This is a genomic window from Bacillus sp. JZ109 (assembly GCF_053903135.1).
Map to the genome: position 1 here is coordinate 3,809,887 of NZ_CP096388.1, position 16,713 is coordinate 3,826,599.

At 42.6% G+C, this 16,713-nt stretch carries 13 protein-coding genes and 1 pseudogene; 9 read left to right on the forward strand and 5 right to left on the reverse strand.

From position 1 onward, the window contains the following. Positions 1-86: 86 nt before the first annotated feature. Positions 87-1,331, reverse strand: a complete 1,245-nt coding sequence (purT, locus tag M1D94_RS19950; protein WP_277709685.1) for a phosphoribosylglycinamide formyltransferase 2 — start codon at positions 1,329-1,331, stop codon at positions 87-89. A 282-nt stretch (positions 1,332-1,613) separates the two neighbouring features. Here purT and M1D94_RS19955 point away from each other — a divergent pair, with 282 nt between their 5' ends. The 6 genes and pseudogenes from M1D94_RS19955 (at position 1,614) to M1D94_RS19980 (ending at position 9,356) form a co-directional block, all read left to right on the forward strand. Next, the gene (locus M1D94_RS19955; RefSeq protein ID WP_021481904.1) at positions 1,614-3,656 is read left to right on the forward strand and encodes a T7SS effector LXG polymorphic toxin; all 2,043 of its coding nucleotides are present in this window, start codon (positions 1,614-1,616) and stop codon (positions 3,654-3,656) included. A 12-nt stretch (positions 3,657-3,668) separates the two neighbouring features. Beyond that, on the forward strand, positions 3,669-4,694 hold the full coding sequence (locus M1D94_RS19960; RefSeq protein ID WP_015252933.1) for an ADP-ribosylglycohydrolase family protein: 1,026 nt from the start codon (positions 3,669-3,671) through the stop codon (positions 4,692-4,694). Positions 4,695-4,845: 151 nt separating this feature from the next. Continuing rightward, a pseudogene (locus M1D94_RS19965) lies at positions 4,846-5,675 on the forward strand (AraC family ligand binding domain-containing protein). After that, positions 5,672-6,592, forward strand: coding sequence for a DMT family transporter (locus M1D94_RS19970; RefSeq protein WP_456270323.1), 921 nt, complete (start codon positions 5,672-5,674; stop codon positions 6,590-6,592). The pseudogene M1D94_RS19965 and the gene M1D94_RS19970 overlap by 4 nt, the downstream one beginning before the upstream one ends. Before the next feature lie 74 nt (positions 6,593-6,666). Then, positions 6,667-8,856: a glycoside hydrolase domain-containing protein gene (locus M1D94_RS19975; protein ID WP_041850649.1), complete on the forward strand. Its 2,190-nt coding sequence runs from the start codon at positions 6,667-6,669 to the stop codon at positions 8,854-8,856. 74 nt (positions 8,857-8,930) lie between these two features. Continuing rightward, complete coding sequence (locus M1D94_RS19980; protein ID WP_064672064.1) at positions 8,931-9,356, forward strand: hypothetical protein; 426 nt, start codon at positions 8,931-8,933, stop codon at positions 9,354-9,356. A gap of 33 nt (positions 9,357-9,389) precedes the next feature. Here M1D94_RS19980 and M1D94_RS19985 read toward each other — a convergent pair whose 3' ends face one another. The 3 genes from M1D94_RS19985 to M1D94_RS19995 form a co-directional block, all read right to left on the reverse strand. Further along, positions 9,390-10,640: an MFS transporter gene (locus M1D94_RS19985; RefSeq protein ID WP_249851330.1), complete on the reverse strand. Its 1,251-nt coding sequence runs from the start codon at positions 10,638-10,640 to the stop codon at positions 9,390-9,392. Then, entirely contained in the window at positions 10,637-11,554 is a 918-nt protein-coding gene (locus M1D94_RS19990) for a bifunctional helix-turn-helix transcriptional regulator/GNAT family N-acetyltransferase (RefSeq protein WP_282627580.1), read from the reverse strand. Before M1D94_RS19990 ends, M1D94_RS19985 begins: the two co-directional genes overlap by 4 nt. 91 nt (positions 11,555-11,645) lie before the next feature. Beyond that, positions 11,646-11,894, reverse strand: coding sequence for a YbeF family protein (locus M1D94_RS19995; protein ID WP_015715167.1), 249 nt, complete (start codon positions 11,892-11,894; stop codon positions 11,646-11,648). Positions 11,895-12,190: 296 nt separating this feature from the next. On the opposite strand from M1D94_RS19995, the gene glpT reads away from it, so the two are divergent. Together glpT and M1D94_RS20005 are read left to right on the forward strand one after the other, a co-directional pair. Further along, complete coding sequence (glpT, locus tag M1D94_RS20000) at positions 12,191-13,525, forward strand: glycerol-3-phosphate transporter (protein WP_141949534.1); 1,335 nt, start codon at positions 12,191-12,193, stop codon at positions 13,523-13,525. A gap of 98 nt (positions 13,526-13,623) precedes the next feature. Next, on the forward strand, positions 13,624-14,505 hold the full coding sequence (locus tag M1D94_RS20005) for a glycerophosphodiester phosphodiesterase (protein WP_120027735.1): 882 nt from the start codon (positions 13,624-13,626) through the stop codon (positions 14,503-14,505). Positions 14,506-14,550: 45 nt separating this feature from the next. On the opposite strand, the gene M1D94_RS20010 is transcribed toward M1D94_RS20005, so the two are convergent. Next, entirely contained in the window at positions 14,551-16,170 is a 1,620-nt protein-coding gene (locus tag M1D94_RS20010) for an APC family permease (RefSeq protein ID WP_003246447.1), read from the reverse strand. A gap of 267 nt (positions 16,171-16,437) precedes the next feature. Here M1D94_RS20010 and M1D94_RS20015 point away from each other — a divergent pair, with 267 nt between their 5' ends. After that, a complete protein-coding gene (locus tag M1D94_RS20015) occupies positions 16,438-16,698 on the forward strand; it encodes a hypothetical protein (protein ID WP_003234883.1) in 261 nt (86 codons plus the stop codon). Positions 16,699-16,713: the final 15 nt, after the last annotated feature.

Genomic DNA, 16,713 nt, shown 5'->3' on the forward strand with positions numbered 1-16,713 from the left:
ATAATCGGGTTTCTGATTCTTATGATAAAACTTTTACGGAGAAAGAAAAAAACAGGCCTTGTACCATGACAAGGCCTGCTCAAACTCTATTTTATCGTTAGCTGGTCCAACGCTTTCTTTGCATTCTCTCTTGCCGTTTCAACTGTATCAGCAGCAGAAAGCGCAACTGCCATACGACGTCCGGCTTTCGTTATCGGCTTTCCAAAGACGCGCATTTGAGTCTTTGGGACTGCCAGTGCGTTTTCCAATCCTTCAACAGTGTAATCCGCTAATTCTTCCGGCGCTTTGAGGGGCCTGCTGGCGCCAGGAGAAAGCTGTGTGATTTCTGTAATCGGAAAGCCGAGAATCGCCCGGACATGCAGCGCAAATTCTGACAAATTTTGCGTCACCAGCGTGACAAGACCCGTATCATGCGGACGGGGAGATACCTCACTGAAATATACCCTATCTTTCGCAAGGAACAGCTCAACACCAAACAGGCCGTATCCGCCAAGCTCATCCGTGATCGTTTTCGCAATATGCTTCGCTTCTTCTATTTGCTGCTCTGTCATATCATGCGGCTGCCATGATTCGATATAATCCCCGTCCTTTTGCACATGACCGATCGGCTCGCAAAATGCCGTACCGTTAACCGCACGTACGGTTAAGAGTGTGATTTCTGATTCGAATGGGATAAACTCCTCAACGATCACGCGGCCGTTTTTCACCCGTCCGCCTTCCATCGCCGTCTCCCAGCAGCTCTCTAAATCCGCTTCAGAGCGGCAGATGCTTTGGCCTTTTCCAGAAGAACTCATCAATGGTTTAACGACACAAGGAAAACCGATCTGTGCTGCCGCTTGTATAAATTCATCATATGTATTCGCAAATTCATAGCCAGCCGTCGCAAGTCCAAGCGTTTCCGCCGCAAGCCGTCTGATGCCTTCCCGATCCATCGTCAGCTTGGCCGCACGGGCATTCGGGATGACGTGAAATCCTTCCTCTTCAAGCTTCAGCAATTCATCCGTCGCGATCGCCTCAACCTCAGGCACAATCAAATCCGGCTTTTCTTTCTCAATAATGGTTCTGATCTGCTCTGGGTCCAGCATATCAACGACATAACTGTTATGCGCGACCTGCATCGCCGGAGCATGCTCGTAACTGTCAACTGCCACCGTCTGTACCCCAAGACGCTGGGCTTCAATCACTACCTCTTTACCTAATTCACCTGAACCTAACAATAAAACCTTCTTTGATTGATACATCTTTGCCCCTCCTATCTGTTCCAAACCATTATAACTGAAATATTTGAAAAATAAATTTTTATTAAAAAAGATAAAATAAGAATTCATCACGAGTTGCATGATTAGAAGGCTTTCCACAAAAAAATGGCTGGCGAACTCCGCACATACCGTACAGTACCACCTGAAATCTTCAATATAAAAACTGAGATCTGGAAGCCACCAAGAATGGGTACGACAGCTGATTCCAGTAGATTTTATATCTGCGAGTAAAATGAATAATTAGAATCAGTAAAAAAGTACTGTTTTTCCTTGATTTCTCAGTTTGCGCTCCTTTCCTAAATTCACCATGGTACCATATTTACAGGAAAATTCAGGCGAAAGGACATGTATTAAATGAAGATTCTTGAAGTAAGTACGATTTTAGAAACTGCCGAAACGCGCCTTAAAGCCTACCAAACATTGAGAGAGCACATGGCTACATTGAAAAAACAGTTCAAAAAGATGGCAAACTTGGATGATGCCATGACAGGCAAAGGAGCTAACGCAATTAAAGCCTTCTATAAGGAACAAGCGACAGGGGCGGATCTGTGGCTGGACCTCATTGACATGAGAATCGCTTTTTTCAAAAATATTCCATCCGCTATTGAAGCAGCAACATTTGATGACGATGCATATATCGAGGAATCTTATCTCGATAACGAACTGTATAATGGTCTAGTCAAAGCAGACGGTATTATAGAGGCACAGCAAAAAGAAATTAAATCAATTCTGAATTCTATTGATGACATTTTACCGCTGTCCCTCTTTGACAATTCCACAGTGACCGATAAACTGGATAAAGCAGATAAAAAACGAAAAAAAACGATTACACATCTGCATAACCTTGATGAGAAACTGAACAGTGATTACGAGGCCTCCGAAGTTGTAGAACATGAGGTTCGGGCATTTTTCGAAGCGCTGACCGGTGCCACCAGCAAAGGCGGAAGTACCAACCCAATAAGTTTTAATGCAAAAGCCTTTCACGAAACAGATGTTTATCAAAACAAAGCGGATATACACAAACAAGCTCAGCAGTTCATCAAAGCAAAAAAACAGGAAGAAATCGAGTATCTCAAGAAAAAACTCGACAAAACTACTGATCCTGATGAATACCTGAAAGTTGCAGAAAAGATTGGCACTGACAACCTGAGCGCTGAGCAATTACAATATTATTCAAGCATCGTTCAAATGAAAGCACAGCAGCAAACAGGAAAAATGCTTGTCGAAGGAGGAAAAGGTGTAATTGTCGGGCTTTGGGATGCCGGAAAGGATATCGTTACCGGTGCATGCGACCTCGCAGTCGGTGCTTACGATCTTGCTATATGGTCGTATAGAGCACAGGGCAAGATGGGCATCGAAGAACAAGTCAAAGCCGGACAGGAACTCCAAAATATCATTTATAGCGCTCCCGAAACTTTTGAATACATGGTCGATTCATTTAAAAAATCTTGGAACGACAATATGGTTCATGGTGATGTCTATAGCCGCTCCCACTACATCACCTACGCAGTTGCTTCCCTTTTTGGCGCCAAGGGACTCGGAAAAGTGGCATCTGCAACAAAAGCAGGGAAATTCGTGACAAAGGAAACAAAGGCTTTTGTGAACGATCATAAATCTATAGCAAAGAACATTACTGAAAAAGCAAAACCTTATTTCAAATTGCCAAGTAACAATCAACTAGAATCTGCAATACAAGGAGTTGGGAACATTGAAAGCCCTATTCCGAAACTAGAGAAGGGTTTTGATAAGAAACTTGAAAACTTTGTCCAGATTAATAGCAGCGACCATAGCAAATCAGGTGGCGTAGGACCAAATGAAAATTCTAAAATTACACGTGATATTAAAACCGTAGAGGAAGCACACCAATGGGGGAGCAAGTATTATGACGATTGGATTAAATCATTAACCCCAAGTGAACAAGAAGCAATTAAGCAATATACTGGTGATGATTATAAAAAAATAAATGATTATCTAAGAGGAATTAGTGATTCTTTAGATGGCATTGATTTAGATACAATCTATAATATAAAGAATGGGTTGGATAAAGCGCGAGTTCCACACAATTTACAAGTTTATAGAGGAACAGACCTAAGACCTTTAGAGTCATTAATTGAAATTAACAAATATGGAGACATTAATGCTGAATCATTAATTGGAAAGATTTTCAGAGACAATGGTTTTGTTAGTACAGCAATTGTTAAGGAATCATCCTTTGATCACATGGAAGTCTCATGGGAAATAAATGTTCCAGCAGGAACCAATGCAGCCTATCTCGGAAAGATAAGCCACTTTCCTAATGAAGCTGAGTTACTTTTAAATTTTGGGCAAGAGATGGTTATTAAAAGCGCACATGTTGATAGCAACAATAAGTTACATATTATTTTAGACTTAATTTAAGTGGGTGAAAAAATGAGAGGCAGAAGAATGATAGATAGATGGGAAGATGACAATAAGAGCTTTCTTAAACTTAATATAAAAAACAAAGTTCTTCCAACAATATACGGTGGCATTATAGGAGATATGTTAGGAGTCCCTGTTGAATTCAAAAAAAGAGGAGATTTTCATGTGCAGGATATGGTAGGATACGGCACCTATAATCAACCTCCTGGAACCTGGTCTGACGATACATCTCTGACCTTGTGCCTGATGGAGAATATGATTGAAAAAGGGAACATAAATGATTTAATGCAGAAATTTAAACTGTATCAAGATGAAGGTTACTGGACGCCGTATGGTGAAATGTTTGACATTGGCAGGACGACCGTTGAAGCAATTACCCGATTTAGGAAAGGTGTTCTGCCAGAAAAATGCGGCGGTCAGTCAGAATTTGATAACGGAAATGGAGCATTAATGAGAATTTCACCATTAGTGTTTATTTTGCATAAGGAATTCGATTTTGTGAAAAAAGCAGAGATGATCAAGAAATACACTGAAATAACCCATGCCCATCCGCGTGCTATAGTTGGTTCCATTATTTATGTTGAACTATTACTAAGGCTATATTATAACAATTCAATTGATACATCTTTAAGAGAAGTGAAAGAGCTTTTCGACGAGAATTTCAAAAAAGAACATATATACCATAAAGAGTTAACACATTATAAAAGAATTTTTGAAAAAAGCTTTTTGAATACACCAAGAGAAGAAATTCGATCAGACGGGTATGTCGTTCATACTTTAGAAGCGGCAATTTGGTGTTTCGGCACTACATCTTCATTTACCGAGGCTGTACTAACAGCAGTGAACTTAGGAGAAGATACTGATACTGTAGCATCAATAACAGGATCGATAGCAGGAATGTATTATAAGCTAGATGGGATCCCAGGAGATTGGTTAGAAAAAATAGCTCGTAAGCAAGATGTTGATAAATTAATAGAAGAATTTTATCAGTATTGTGCAGATAAAGCGATTATCGAGCAATATGGGGATATTTAGATTTACGTTAAAATACTTAATCATACAAGGTAACGAAAGCAGACCAATAACGGTCTGCTTTCTCTATTCCTAAACAGCAACATCATACAAGAAATCCCCCTAAATCATGCTACACTTAATCCAAGACCACCACACCGACAGGAGGCATCCCATGCAAAACGAAACCCGCACATTGCAGCTTGACCCACACCTTCATATAGAAGCCTACCGTTTCAAGGGAATTATGCAAAAGTTCCCGAACCACTTTCACGATTATTATGTGATTGGATTTATTGAAAAAGGGCAACGGTATCTGGCCTGTCAGGATCAAGAATATATCATCAATCCAGGTGATCTTCTCCTCTTTAACCCTCGTGACACGCATAGCTGTGAACAGATTGACGGCCGGACGCTTGATTATCGGTGTATCAATGTCATGCCGGATATCATGGAGAAGGCGGTGAAAGAGATTACTGGCTCCGGGCATCTCCCTTATTTCTCCCAGCATGTGTTATTCCGCCACCCGAGCTGACAGCCAGCCTGCAGGAATTGCATATTTTGATATCCGAGGAAAAACAAGCTTTGCGTAAGGAGGAGCTGTTTCTTCATCTATTAGAAGAGCTGATCCGCCATTATTCAGATGTCACGTTCCTTAGCAGCGTTCCAGAACCATCAGACGAAGTCAAAATGGTTTGTGAATTTTTAGAAGAGCATTATGCCGAAAATGTCACACTCAATGATTTGAGTGAATTAACAGGCTGGAGCAAGTATCATTTATTGCGTTCATTTACAAAACAAAAAGGCATTACCCCTAATAGCTACATGGAAACAATCCGGATTAATCAAGCGAAAAAACTTCTTGAACAAGGAGTAAGACCGATTGATGCGGCATTTCAGACAGGATTCAGCGATCAGAGCCATATGACGAAGTTTTTTAAACGGCAGGTGGGGCTGACGCCGAAGCAATACATGAAGATTTTTGAAAAGGAGCTTCACAGATGAACATACAAAGAGAAACTTCGGGGCATATCGCAGCCATTGTGACCATTCTGATTTGGGGGACGACCTTTATTTCGACAAAAGTTCTGCTGGCTGACTTCTCTCCAATGGAAATATTATTTTATCGGTTTTTGATGGGCTTTATCGCTCTTATCCTCGTCCGTCCCAACATGATTCCGTTCAGAAATTGGCGGCAGGAGCTGTTGTTTGCCGGGGCTGGTTTATTTGGCGTAACCTTATACTTTCTATTAGAAAATATAGCTCTCACCTATACATACGCCTCCAATGTCGGCATGATCGTATCCATTATACCGATGATCACTGCGGTTTTGGCCCATTTTCTGCTCGAAGGCGAAAAACTGCGTCTGACTTTTTTGATTGGATTTGTCTCGGCACTGATCGGGCTTTTATTGATTACGTTTAACGGCAATGTGGTACTGCGTCTAAATCCGCTCGGAGACATCATGGCAGCCGGGGCTGCTCTCGTGTTTGGCGGATACTCGATATTCATGAAAAAATTAAGCGCTTACGAATACCACATCATCGAGCTGACACAGAGAGTATTTTTGTATGGCCTATTATTTATGGTTCCCGCTTTATTTTTGTTCGACTTCCATTTGGACCTAAACCGATTTTCATCTGCTTCAAATATACTCAACATGCTTTTCTTAGGGATTGGCGCTTCGGCCCTGTGCTTCGCCACTTGGAATTATTCAGTTGGCGTGCTCGGAGCCGTCAAATCCAGTGCGTATATATACATGGTCCCGGTTATCACAATCGCCGCTTCCGTCCTGGTCCTGCATGAAAACATGACATGGATCGCTCTTCTAGGAGGCGCCCTTACGCTTTTAGGCCTCTACATTTCGGAGATGAAACCGAAAGCGAAGCTGATGGAGAACAGATGTAAAATGGATGCTTAACGGCATCTATTTTTTTATTTTGTCCTACGTTTGCCACCTATAAATGAACGCAATCTAACAAAGGAGGAATCGAAATGGTTGATGAAATGGTCTTAATCACACAGCAATGGCTGAACGATACGTACAGCGGCAAACATGGGTATAACCCAGTTGAAGAAAGCGGGAAAACTGGGTGGGATACGATCTACGGTCTGACTCGGGCGCTTCAAATTGAATTGGGTATCTCAGAGCCAGCCGATAACTTCGGGCCGACAACACAGCGCTTATTTAAGCCTCTTAAACGCCAAGCTCCAGATTCAAAACCAAGCAACATGAATTTTATTTTACAAGGGGCTTTATGGTGTAAAGGCTTTAATCCCGGCGGTTTTACAGGCGTCTTTTACGAAAAAACAGAAAATGCGGTAAAAGAATTTCAAAAAGCTGCCGGACTGACAACACAGGATGGGATTGTCACCACGTTAATTATGAAAGCCTTATTAGACATGAGCGCTTTTAAGCTGGTGTCTGGGGGTGATTCAAGAATTCGCCAGATTCAACAAAACTTAAATCGGGACTACAATGACTATATCGGGTTAATGCCTTGTGACGGACTGTATGGTCGCGATACAAATAAAGCTCTTATTTATGCCCTACAAAAAGAAGAAGGCATGAGCACAAGTGTTGCCAATGGATTTTTCGGAAACGGCACCACAAGTTTGTGCCCTACTTTAACTCCCGGCGATTCAAGAACAGGATTTGTCTTAATTGTTCAGTACGCCCTCTATTGTAACGGAAAATCGTTCGATCCTGGTGAGTTTGACGGCAAATATGGTGTGGGTGTTGTTTCAGCTGTTAAAGCATTTCAAGAGTTCATGTGCCTGCCGCAAACAGGTTATGCAGATATGCCAACCATTAAAGCTTTATTATCAAGCTCAGGAGACACAACTCGCACCGCTTCTGCTTGTGACACTGCTACAATTATAACCGCAGAAAAAGCTCAAACACTTCGGAATAACGGTTATAAAACGGTTGGCAGATATTTGACCGGAAATGTGCGGACAAGCAGCGGCCTCATATCAAAAGCCCTGACATCTAAAGAGCTTGCAGTTATTCTTGATGCCGGATTGAAGGTTTTCCCAATTTATCAAGACGGCGGCTATGAATCTTCTTATTTTGTCAAAGACCAAGGCACAAGAGATGCATATAGTGCCGCTTCTGCTGCTAGAAGATTAGGTTTTCCGTCAGGCACGACCATTTATTTCGCTGTCGATTTTGATGCATACGATTATGAAGTGACCGATAAAATCATTCCTTATTTCCAAGAGATTAAGTCAGCATTTACAAAAATGCAGACATTTTCAACCGCACCTAAGTATGAAATAGGGGTTTACGGACCAAGAAACATTTGTATCCGTACATCAGAAGCAGGACTGACAAAGTATAGTTTTGTGGCAAATATGTCAACAGGATTTAGCGGCAATCTCGGCTATCCGATGCCAAACAACTGGGCCTTTGATCAATTTTATGAAGGAACCATCGGAAGCGGTTCTGGAAGCATCGGGATTGATAAAGACGGATTTTCAGGAAGAGACTCAGGTGCAAGCAATGTAAATCCGCCGTCTGACCCGGTATATGATGCAAGGCTGCGTACACTGACAGACATTTTATCTACCATTCCGGCTTTAGAAAATCTAACAAGTTTGGCAAACGCGATGTTTGAATTTGATACGACAGAAACCATTTTCACATCACCTGAGTTGGATATTATTCTATCAACTTCACTTCTGGCAACCATACCAAGTGAAGGTTCACCAAACACAATTACCATTACAAATGGTAAACCAGGTGCCTATATCACGGGTTTATTGGGCGACACTCAAACGTCTCTCACTGCGTCACAAATCGACTCTTATCAAAACCTTTTAAATAGTCTCAGCTTATCAGTACGCAACGGTTATTTGGAGGTTTATGTAAATCCAACAGCTGAATCTTTAAATATTCAAATTAAAATCTATACACCTGATATTCCAGTAGGTGACAATGTCACAACTGGACTAACGACTACGATTACGTTTAAAATAAAACAGAAGCACTTTACTTTACCAGATACTGAGGAAGTATACTCACCAGATTGGGAATCTACTCTCACTCATATTACATTTGGAGTGGCTGCTGTATTAGGAATTGCTGCCTTGCTAACAGCTATACCTGAAACCTTAGCAGTAGGTGGAGCTGTAGCTTTTATAAGTGCGTTTTTAGCTTTATTCCCTTCTGCAAATAAATAATATATCAGCACTGCATGGGTCTATGGATCTACATCATTCCTCATGTAGTGCTTTACTTTTAAGGAGGATACTGGATGACTCTAAATCAACAAACATTTAAAGAAACCGTAAAAATAGCCGAAACTATTAAACAGTACAAGGAACATGATACAGAAATCCTGACTTTTCTAACCAAACAGGATTCTATCATGCTGAATCAATTAAAAGTATTCTTTAGTGAGCCTCAGCTGACTCTTATACATAGTATAAAAACAGTAATCTACGGTACATTAGTTACTCTATTTTTATATTTTACAACTAATGAATTACCCCATGCAGGGAGTTTGCTTGCTAGATTATTTTTTGTTGTTGTCGGGTTTATCTGGCTTGCCTCTTGTTTTAAAAACGCAAAAGCCATTCAAGTCTCCCAAAACTTCAAACAAAAATCCGAAAACGCCCGCATAGTCGGTATGATCGACTTCGTATTAGAACAAAAATACAAAAAAAGCATCTCTGAATAATCCCAAATCAGAGATGCCTTCCCTTTGTCCTCATCACTTGTCTACCACAGCCGCACTGTCACGCGTGACCGCAGCTGGCTCCCTCAGCATCACATTCATTACGCTGGCAAGCACGAGCATTCCAATCGACAAATAAAAAGCCAGTGTATACTCACCCGTTACCGTATAGATGACGCCGGGCACATACGCACCTAGTGCCGATCCGATCTGATGGGCGAGTGACAGCCAGCCAATCATGAGGCCGATCGAGTAGTTTTGAAAGTACTGGGTGGCGAGCATTTGAGTCGGTGCTACCGTTGCAAAGTCCACTAATCCAAACAGAATCGCAAAGGCTAAAAGCAAGTAGGGCTCGTGGCTGTAAATAAGAATCACGATCGACAGCGCCCGCACCGCATATAAAAAGCACAGGATTTTCCGGCTGCTCCACCGGTCCGCTACAATTCCGGACAGCAAGATGCCAGCAATATTAAAGCCTGCCAGCAGACTGACAGCAGCACTCGTGACTGTCGTTGAAAAGCCGTGATCATGAGAAAACGGAATCAAATGGGTATCCATCAGCCCCACGGTCGTAAATCCACAGATCAAAAACGGAAAAATCAAGAACCAGAATTGCCTCATACGAAACATCCTGGCCACTGAAAGAGCTGTTGTTTTGGGTGCTGTTTCTTTTTCTGATGCAGCCAGTCCGCCTATCGGCTCTGTATTCTTTTCTGAAGGATTGTTCCGCAGCATCAGCAGCGCAGCCGGAAAGACAATCAAGATTAACAGCAGTCCCAACACCACAACCGTCAGCTTCCAGCTAAACCAATGGATCAACATGAGTGAGCCGGGAACGAGAAGCATTTGCCCCGCGCCAAAGCCTGCTTCCATGATCCCAAAGGCTAGTCCCCGCTTTTTGCTGAACCAATTGACGACCAATACACTTGCCGCCACATTCGATGCTCCGCCCACTCCAAGCGAGACACCCAGCCCATAAAGCAGAAACAGCTGCCAAGGCGAAGTCACTAGGTATGTTAAGAAAATGCTGACTCCTGTCAGTAACGCACTCCATGCCAAAACAGCCCGGGCACCCCATTTGTCCACAAGCCGCCCAATCACAGGCTGTGATATGCCATAAACAATAAAACTCATCGTCGAAATCAGCGAGATGGTGCTTCTATCCATTGAAAACTGCCGTTCCCACGGCTCCACAAACGCACCAAATGACAGCCGCACCCCCTGAACCGCCAATAAGATCAAAAAGGTGACGGAGACGATGATCCACGCATAATGCAGTCTTTTCATGACAGTTCCAAATCCCACCGTTCTTCTGTCAGCTGCTGTCCCCATAATGGCGCTTCTTGTTTTACTTCACTTATCCTGAATCCAAATTTTTTATAGAGCGGACGAGCCTCAGCCATGTTGCTCACCGTCCAAAGGAAAATGCGGTCAAACTTCATGTCTTGGCAGTATGCAACCAGATGCTCCAGCAATTGCGTGCCGAGCCCCCTGCCCCGAAAATCCGCATCAACCAGAAACCATCTGAGCTGGACTGTCTTTTCATCATGCTTGACCAACCCGACAGAGCCAGCAAATTTCCCGCCGCTTTCCGCAATCCATATTTTTTCGATGTCAGCGTCAAATGTCTCCTGAAGATAAGCTAAAAACGTGTCATCCCAACCGTGAGCCTCCGCGTAAAATTGTCTTTGTTTCTCAATAAGGAGTTGAAGATCCTCCGAAAGAAAATAATCTCTAATCGATATCTCTGATGTTCTGGCAGAAAGCGACTGTGAAAGGATCGCTTCAATCTCTGCCATCGCCTCGGCAAGCTTCTGCTGCTCCTTTTGGTTGATTTCCTTCAGCATCAGTTCCACTTGTTCATTGGCTTTCTCCTCCAGCTTTTTATAAATCGTTTTTCCTGTTTCTGTGACAAAAATATAATGGTGGCGAGCGTCATCTTTGCTCCTCTGTTTATAGATCAAATCTTCTTTTTCAAACTGCTTCACAATCCTGCTGATATATCCCCGGTCAAGCCCCAGTTTATCCTGAAGAGCTTTTGCCGTACAATTAGGCGTATTATAAATCTCAAATAAAATCCGTGTTTCTGTTAAGGAAAACGGGCTGTCGTAAATGTGCTCATTAAGGAAACCAAGGACGTTTGTATAAAATCGATTGAACTTTCTGAATTTTAACCCGACAGATGATTCTCTTGTTTTCAAATCAATCCCCACTTTCTAATATTGTTGACTAAGGCAATTATAATCATATATAGTTGCTTTAGTCAACGATATGTTAGAAAGTGAGGTCTTTTTAATTTCCTGATTCCTTCCTTTTCCTTACCACAATCAATGTGATATAGGATAAAGCCAGAGAAACCAAGCTATAGACAACAGCCCATCCCAAAAATGATTCATTAAAAATGGTAAAGGTGAGCACAAGAGAAATCACCAAACTAAGCATTGGCATCAGATACGGGTTTTTACAAATACAGGTCCCGACAATTGATAGCAGCATAATTCCTAACGGTAAAATAAAGAATGCGATATCTAATTCATCCACCTTTAAACAGCCTCCCTCCAGATTTTTATGTTACTAGTAAAAAAATATAATTGCATTTAGTAAAAGGATAATATTTACTTCCCTAAGGCCCAATTTGAAAATTACCCGTTTACATTCGCTCCGGACTATGATAATTTAAGAAAGCGCTATCATGATAAGTTAATAGCTTGGATGGAGATGAGGAGAGCCAGGAATCCAACCCCTTTTGACAAGGGGTGTTTTCTGGCTCTTTTTGTTTTTCGGGAAAGGAGGCACGCCACACATCCAGCACAAACAGCAAAGGGGGATAATTATTAATGCTTAATATATTTAAACCGGCTCCTCATATTGAGAGACTGGATGATTCAAAGATGGATGCGGCATACAAACGGCTCAGACTGCAAGTATTCATTGGTATTTTCATTGGCTACGCAGGCTACTACCTGCTACGGAAAAACTTTGCCTTTGCCATTCCTTATCTGCAGGAACAGGGATTTTCGAAAACAGAACTGGGTTTGGTGCTGGCCGCTGTGTCCATTGCGTACGGCTTCAGCAAATTCATCATGGGGATGGTGTCTGACCGCTGTAATCCGAGATATTTTCTGGCGACAGGCCTATTTTTATCAGCAATCGTTAATATTCTATTCGTTTCAATGCCTTGGGTGACTTCGAGCGTCACCATCATGTTTATTTTTATGTTTATCAACGGATGGTTTCAAGGAATGGGCTGGCCGCCATGCGGCAGGACAATGGCCCATTGGTTCTCCATAAGTGAACGCGGCACAAAAATGTCGATCTGGAATGTCGCCCATAACATAGGCGGCGGTATTCTTGCTCCGCTTGTCACTCTTGGGATCGCGATGTTCGTCACTTGGAAAAGCGTGTTTTTCTTCCCTGCCATCATCGCCATTATCATTTCATTTTTAATTGTTTTATTGGTTCGTGATACGCCTCAATCCTGCGGACTCCCGCCAATTGAAGAGTATCGGAATGACTATCCAAAACACGCTTTTAAAAATCAGGAAAAAGAATTAACAACAAAAGAAATTCTTTTTCAATATGTGCTGAACAACAAATTTCTTTGGTACATCGCTTTTGCCAATGTATTTGTTTATTTCGTGCGATACGGCGTGGTTGACTGGGCGCCTACTTACTTAACAGAAGCCAAAGGCTTTTCTCCTGAAGACTCGCGCTGGTCGTATTTTCTTTACGAATACGCAGGCATACCGGGAACGATCTTGTGCGGCTGGATCAGTGACCGATTCTTCAAAAGCCGGCGGGCACCGGCAGGCGTTTTGTTTATGGCGGGTGTTTTCATTGCCGTATTGGTGTACTGGCTGAATCCGGCCGGCAATCCGCTCGTAGACAATATCGCCTTAATCAGCATTGGTTTCTTAATCTACGGACCTGTTATGCTGATCGGCCTTCAAGCAATTGATCTAGCACCGAAAAAAGCAGCCGGAACTGCAGCCGGTTTGACCGGATTTTTCGGATACATCGGCGGATCCGCCTTCGCAAACGCCATTATGGGCTTTATCGTGGACCGTTTTAACTGGAACGGCGGCTTTATCATGCTGATCTCTTCCTGCATTCTTGCCATCGTCTTCTTGGCTTTGACGTGGAATACAGGAAAACGGGCGGAACACGTTTAAGAAAGAAACATAAAAGATTAATCATTTTCCAACACGCCGTTTACATCCGTTTTTTAATATGAAAGACAGGTAGTCTTTATTAACAAGGAGGAGAAATCATGAAAAAAAATAGAATACTAGCCTTAGTTGTTCTGTCGCTGGGCTTACTCGCATTTATGACAACGCCAGTGTCGGCAGCGTCAAAAGGAAACCTGCTGTCACCTGACCGTATCCTGACCGTCGCGCACAGAGGGGCTTCTGGATATGTGCCTGAGCACACGATTCTGTCTTACGAAACCGCTCAGAAAATGAAAGCAGATTATATTGAATTGGATCTGCAAATGACAAAAGACGGGAAATTGATTGTCATGCATGACGAAAAACTGGACCGTACCACAAACGGAACGGGCTGGGTGAAAGACCATACGCTCGCAGACATTAAGAAACTTGATGCCGGTTCTTGGTTTAATGAAGCCTATCCGGAAAAAGCAAAGCCGCAGTACGTCGGCCTTAAAGTTCCTACATTAGAAGAAGTATTAGACCGTTTCGGAAAGCACGCGAACTACTACATTGAAACAAAATCGCCTGACACCTACCCAGGTATGGAAGAAAAACTGATCGCTTCTTTGCAGAAACATAAATTACTGGGGAAGCATTCTAAGCCAGGCCAGGTGATCATTCAATCGTTCAGCAAAGAAAGTCTGGTAAAAGTCCATCAATTACAGCCAAACCTGCCGACTGTTCAATTGTTGGAAGCCAAACAAATGGCATCAATGACAGATGCTGCCCTGGAAGAAATCAAAACATACGCTGTCGGTGCGGGCCCGGATTATAAATCGTTAAATCAAGAAAACGTCCGTATGATCCGCAGCCATGGCCTCCTGCTTCATCCTTACACAGTCAATAATGAAGCTGATATGCATCGCCTGCTTGATTGGGGCGTAACAGGAGTGTTCACCAACTATCCTGATCTTTTCCACAAAGTAAAAAAGGGTTATTAAAAGCAAAAAACCTTGCGACAACTATCGCAAGGTTTTCTTCATATTTTATTCTTTTCCGGCAGCAGCTTCTGACTGTCCATTAAGCAGCTGAGAATTTATCTCTTTCGCATCCTTTAAGTATTCTGTCTGGTAGCCGCTCTTCAGCGCCCACACATAGAATACAAGTGATACCATCGCAATCAGAACCATATCCCAGCCATAATGAATGACATTCAGGCCGCCGAATTTATCACTGCCCAAATAAGAAATGACCATCATGGCCAGCAGATAAAACACCATCCAGACGCCGGCTTTGAAGTTTCGGCCAAACCCTTTCCATTTCGCCTTCGCCTGATAATAGAAATAAATCGGAAGACCGATCAGGATAATAAACAGAACCTGTCCTGTTAACGGCCAGCGCGCCCAATAAAGCACCAGTGACGCAAAGATAAATCCAAGCGGGGCAATCACGTTCAAGCCTTTTAAACGAAGAGGCCTGTACAGGTCTTTCCCCGTCCGTCTCAATGTCATGACTGTGATCGGGCCGGTGATATAAGAAATTAACGTAGCAACGGAAATAATTTCCGCTAATACGCCCCACCCTCTGAACAGGAACAAAAAGATGAACGACACAATCAAGTTAAAGAACATTGCTTGTCGCGGAACGCCGTAAATCGGATGAAGCTTCCCGAATATACTTGGCATATATTTGTTTTTTTCCATTCCGTAAATCATTCGGGACGTTGTCGCCGTATACGTAATCCCTGTTCCAGACGGTGATACAAATGCATCCGCATATAACACAATAACTAGCCAGTTAATATTCAGCGCAATCGCCAGATCAGCAAAAGGAGAATTAAAATTCAGATGGCTCCAGCCGTGAGCAATATCAGAAGGATTCACCGCTCCGATGAAGGCGATCTGCAGCAGGACATAAATCACTGTCGCAACGAAAAGAGAGCCGACAACCGCAATCGGAATTGATTTCCCCGGATTTTTTGCTTCACCCGCCATATTAATCGGGCTTTGGAAACCGTTAAACGCAAAAACGATACCGGAAGTGGCAACCGCCGTCAGCACACTTGCCCAGCCATTCGGCGCAATGCTTTGACCGCCAGTAAAGTTTTCTCCGTGGAATCCGACAAACAGCAAAGCTCCAATGGTAAGACCCGGAATAATAATTTTAAAAATCGTAATTAATGAATTCGCTTTGGAAAATAGATTGACTGTCCAGTAGTTCAGCAGAAAATAAATGAGAAGCAATACAGAGGCAAATGCTAGTCCTTCCCCAGTCAGCGTTCCATTCTTCACCAAACCGCTTGTCCATTTCGCCCATTCCCAAGGCCAAGAACTCATATATTGAACGGAGGCCACTGCTTCAACCGGAATGACGGACACAATCGCAATCCAGTTGGCCCAGCCCGCAATAAAACCGATAAACGAACCGTGTGAATATTGCGTATATTTTACCATTCCCCCCGCTTCAGGGAACATAGAACCTAGTTCACTATAAGAAAGAGCAATAAATAAAATGACGACCATTCCAATAACCCATGAAATAATAGCAGCTGGTCCTGCTATTTGAGCCGCACGCCAAGCCCCGAACAGCCAGCCTGAACCGATCATCGACCCGAGCCCGACCATCATGAGGGAAAACGTTCCCATTCTTCGATGCAATTGATTCATATCGTAAACACCTTTCATGTATGATGACATTCTCTTGCTAATTATATTATTATTCTGATTACTTTACTTTGTCAATATTTATCGAATTTTGACTGAAACTATAATAAGTCAATGTATATTACCTTCCAATACAGGAATGAAGTCACTAGTTTCTTCTTAAATGGAATTTACTGTGAATCCCAATGATAAAAACACAATAGGTTTAGCAATTTCCAAAACGGGAATGATACAGGAAACACTATTCTTAAAATAGAAAGGAGTATCACCATGAAACAAAAGCTGTTACTTTCAGGTCTCGCTGTTTCAACTGTCGGCATCACTTCTTATCTATTAAAAGACCCGTCAAATCGCCAAAAGGCAAGAGAATTCATTCACAGCATGAAGATGAAAATAACAAAACAGCCAGACATGGAAACGTTCCCAGTTGATAAAGCCGGCCACCCGGACCCGCAAGATATCGAGGACAACAAAATGGTATCAGAAGGCTCCATGTATCCCGTCCAATACTACGATGAAAAAAAGAAGTAATCAAAAAGCTCTCTT

What these genes read in the sequence shown, in the direction of transcription:
- M1D94_RS20010 (WP_003246447.1), bottom strand. Translation starts at nt 16,170, where the DNA reads ATGAATCAATTGCATCGAAGAATGGGAACGTTTTCCCTCATGATGGTC.
- M1D94_RS20005 (WP_120027735.1), top strand. Translation starts at nt 13,624, where the DNA reads ATGAAAAAAAATAGAATACTAGCCTTAGTTGTTCTGTCGCTGGGCTTA.
- M1D94_RS19985 (WP_249851330.1), bottom strand. Translation starts at nt 10,640, where the DNA reads ATGAAAAGACTGCATTATGCGTGGATCATCGTCTCCGTCACCTTTTTG.
- M1D94_RS20015 (WP_003234883.1), top strand. Translation starts at nt 16,438, where the DNA reads ATGAAACAAAAGCTGTTACTTTCAGGTCTCGCTGTTTCAACTGTCGGC.
- M1D94_RS19955 (WP_021481904.1), top strand. Translation starts at nt 1,614, where the DNA reads ATGAAGATTCTTGAAGTAAGTACGATTTTAGAAACTGCCGAAACGCGC.
- M1D94_RS19975 (WP_041850649.1), top strand. Translation starts at nt 6,667, where the DNA reads ATGGTTGATGAAATGGTCTTAATCACACAGCAATGGCTGAACGATACG.
- glpT (WP_141949534.1), top strand. Translation starts at nt 12,191, where the DNA reads ATGCTTAATATATTTAAACCGGCTCCTCATATTGAGAGACTGGATGAT.
- M1D94_RS19980 (WP_064672064.1), top strand. Translation starts at nt 8,931, where the DNA reads ATGACTCTAAATCAACAAACATTTAAAGAAACCGTAAAAATAGCCGAA.
- M1D94_RS19960 (WP_015252933.1), top strand. Translation starts at nt 3,669, where the DNA reads ATGAGAGGCAGAAGAATGATAGATAGATGGGAAGATGACAATAAGAGC.
- M1D94_RS19970 (WP_456270323.1), top strand. Translation starts at nt 5,672, where the DNA reads ATGAACATACAAAGAGAAACTTCGGGGCATATCGCAGCCATTGTGACC.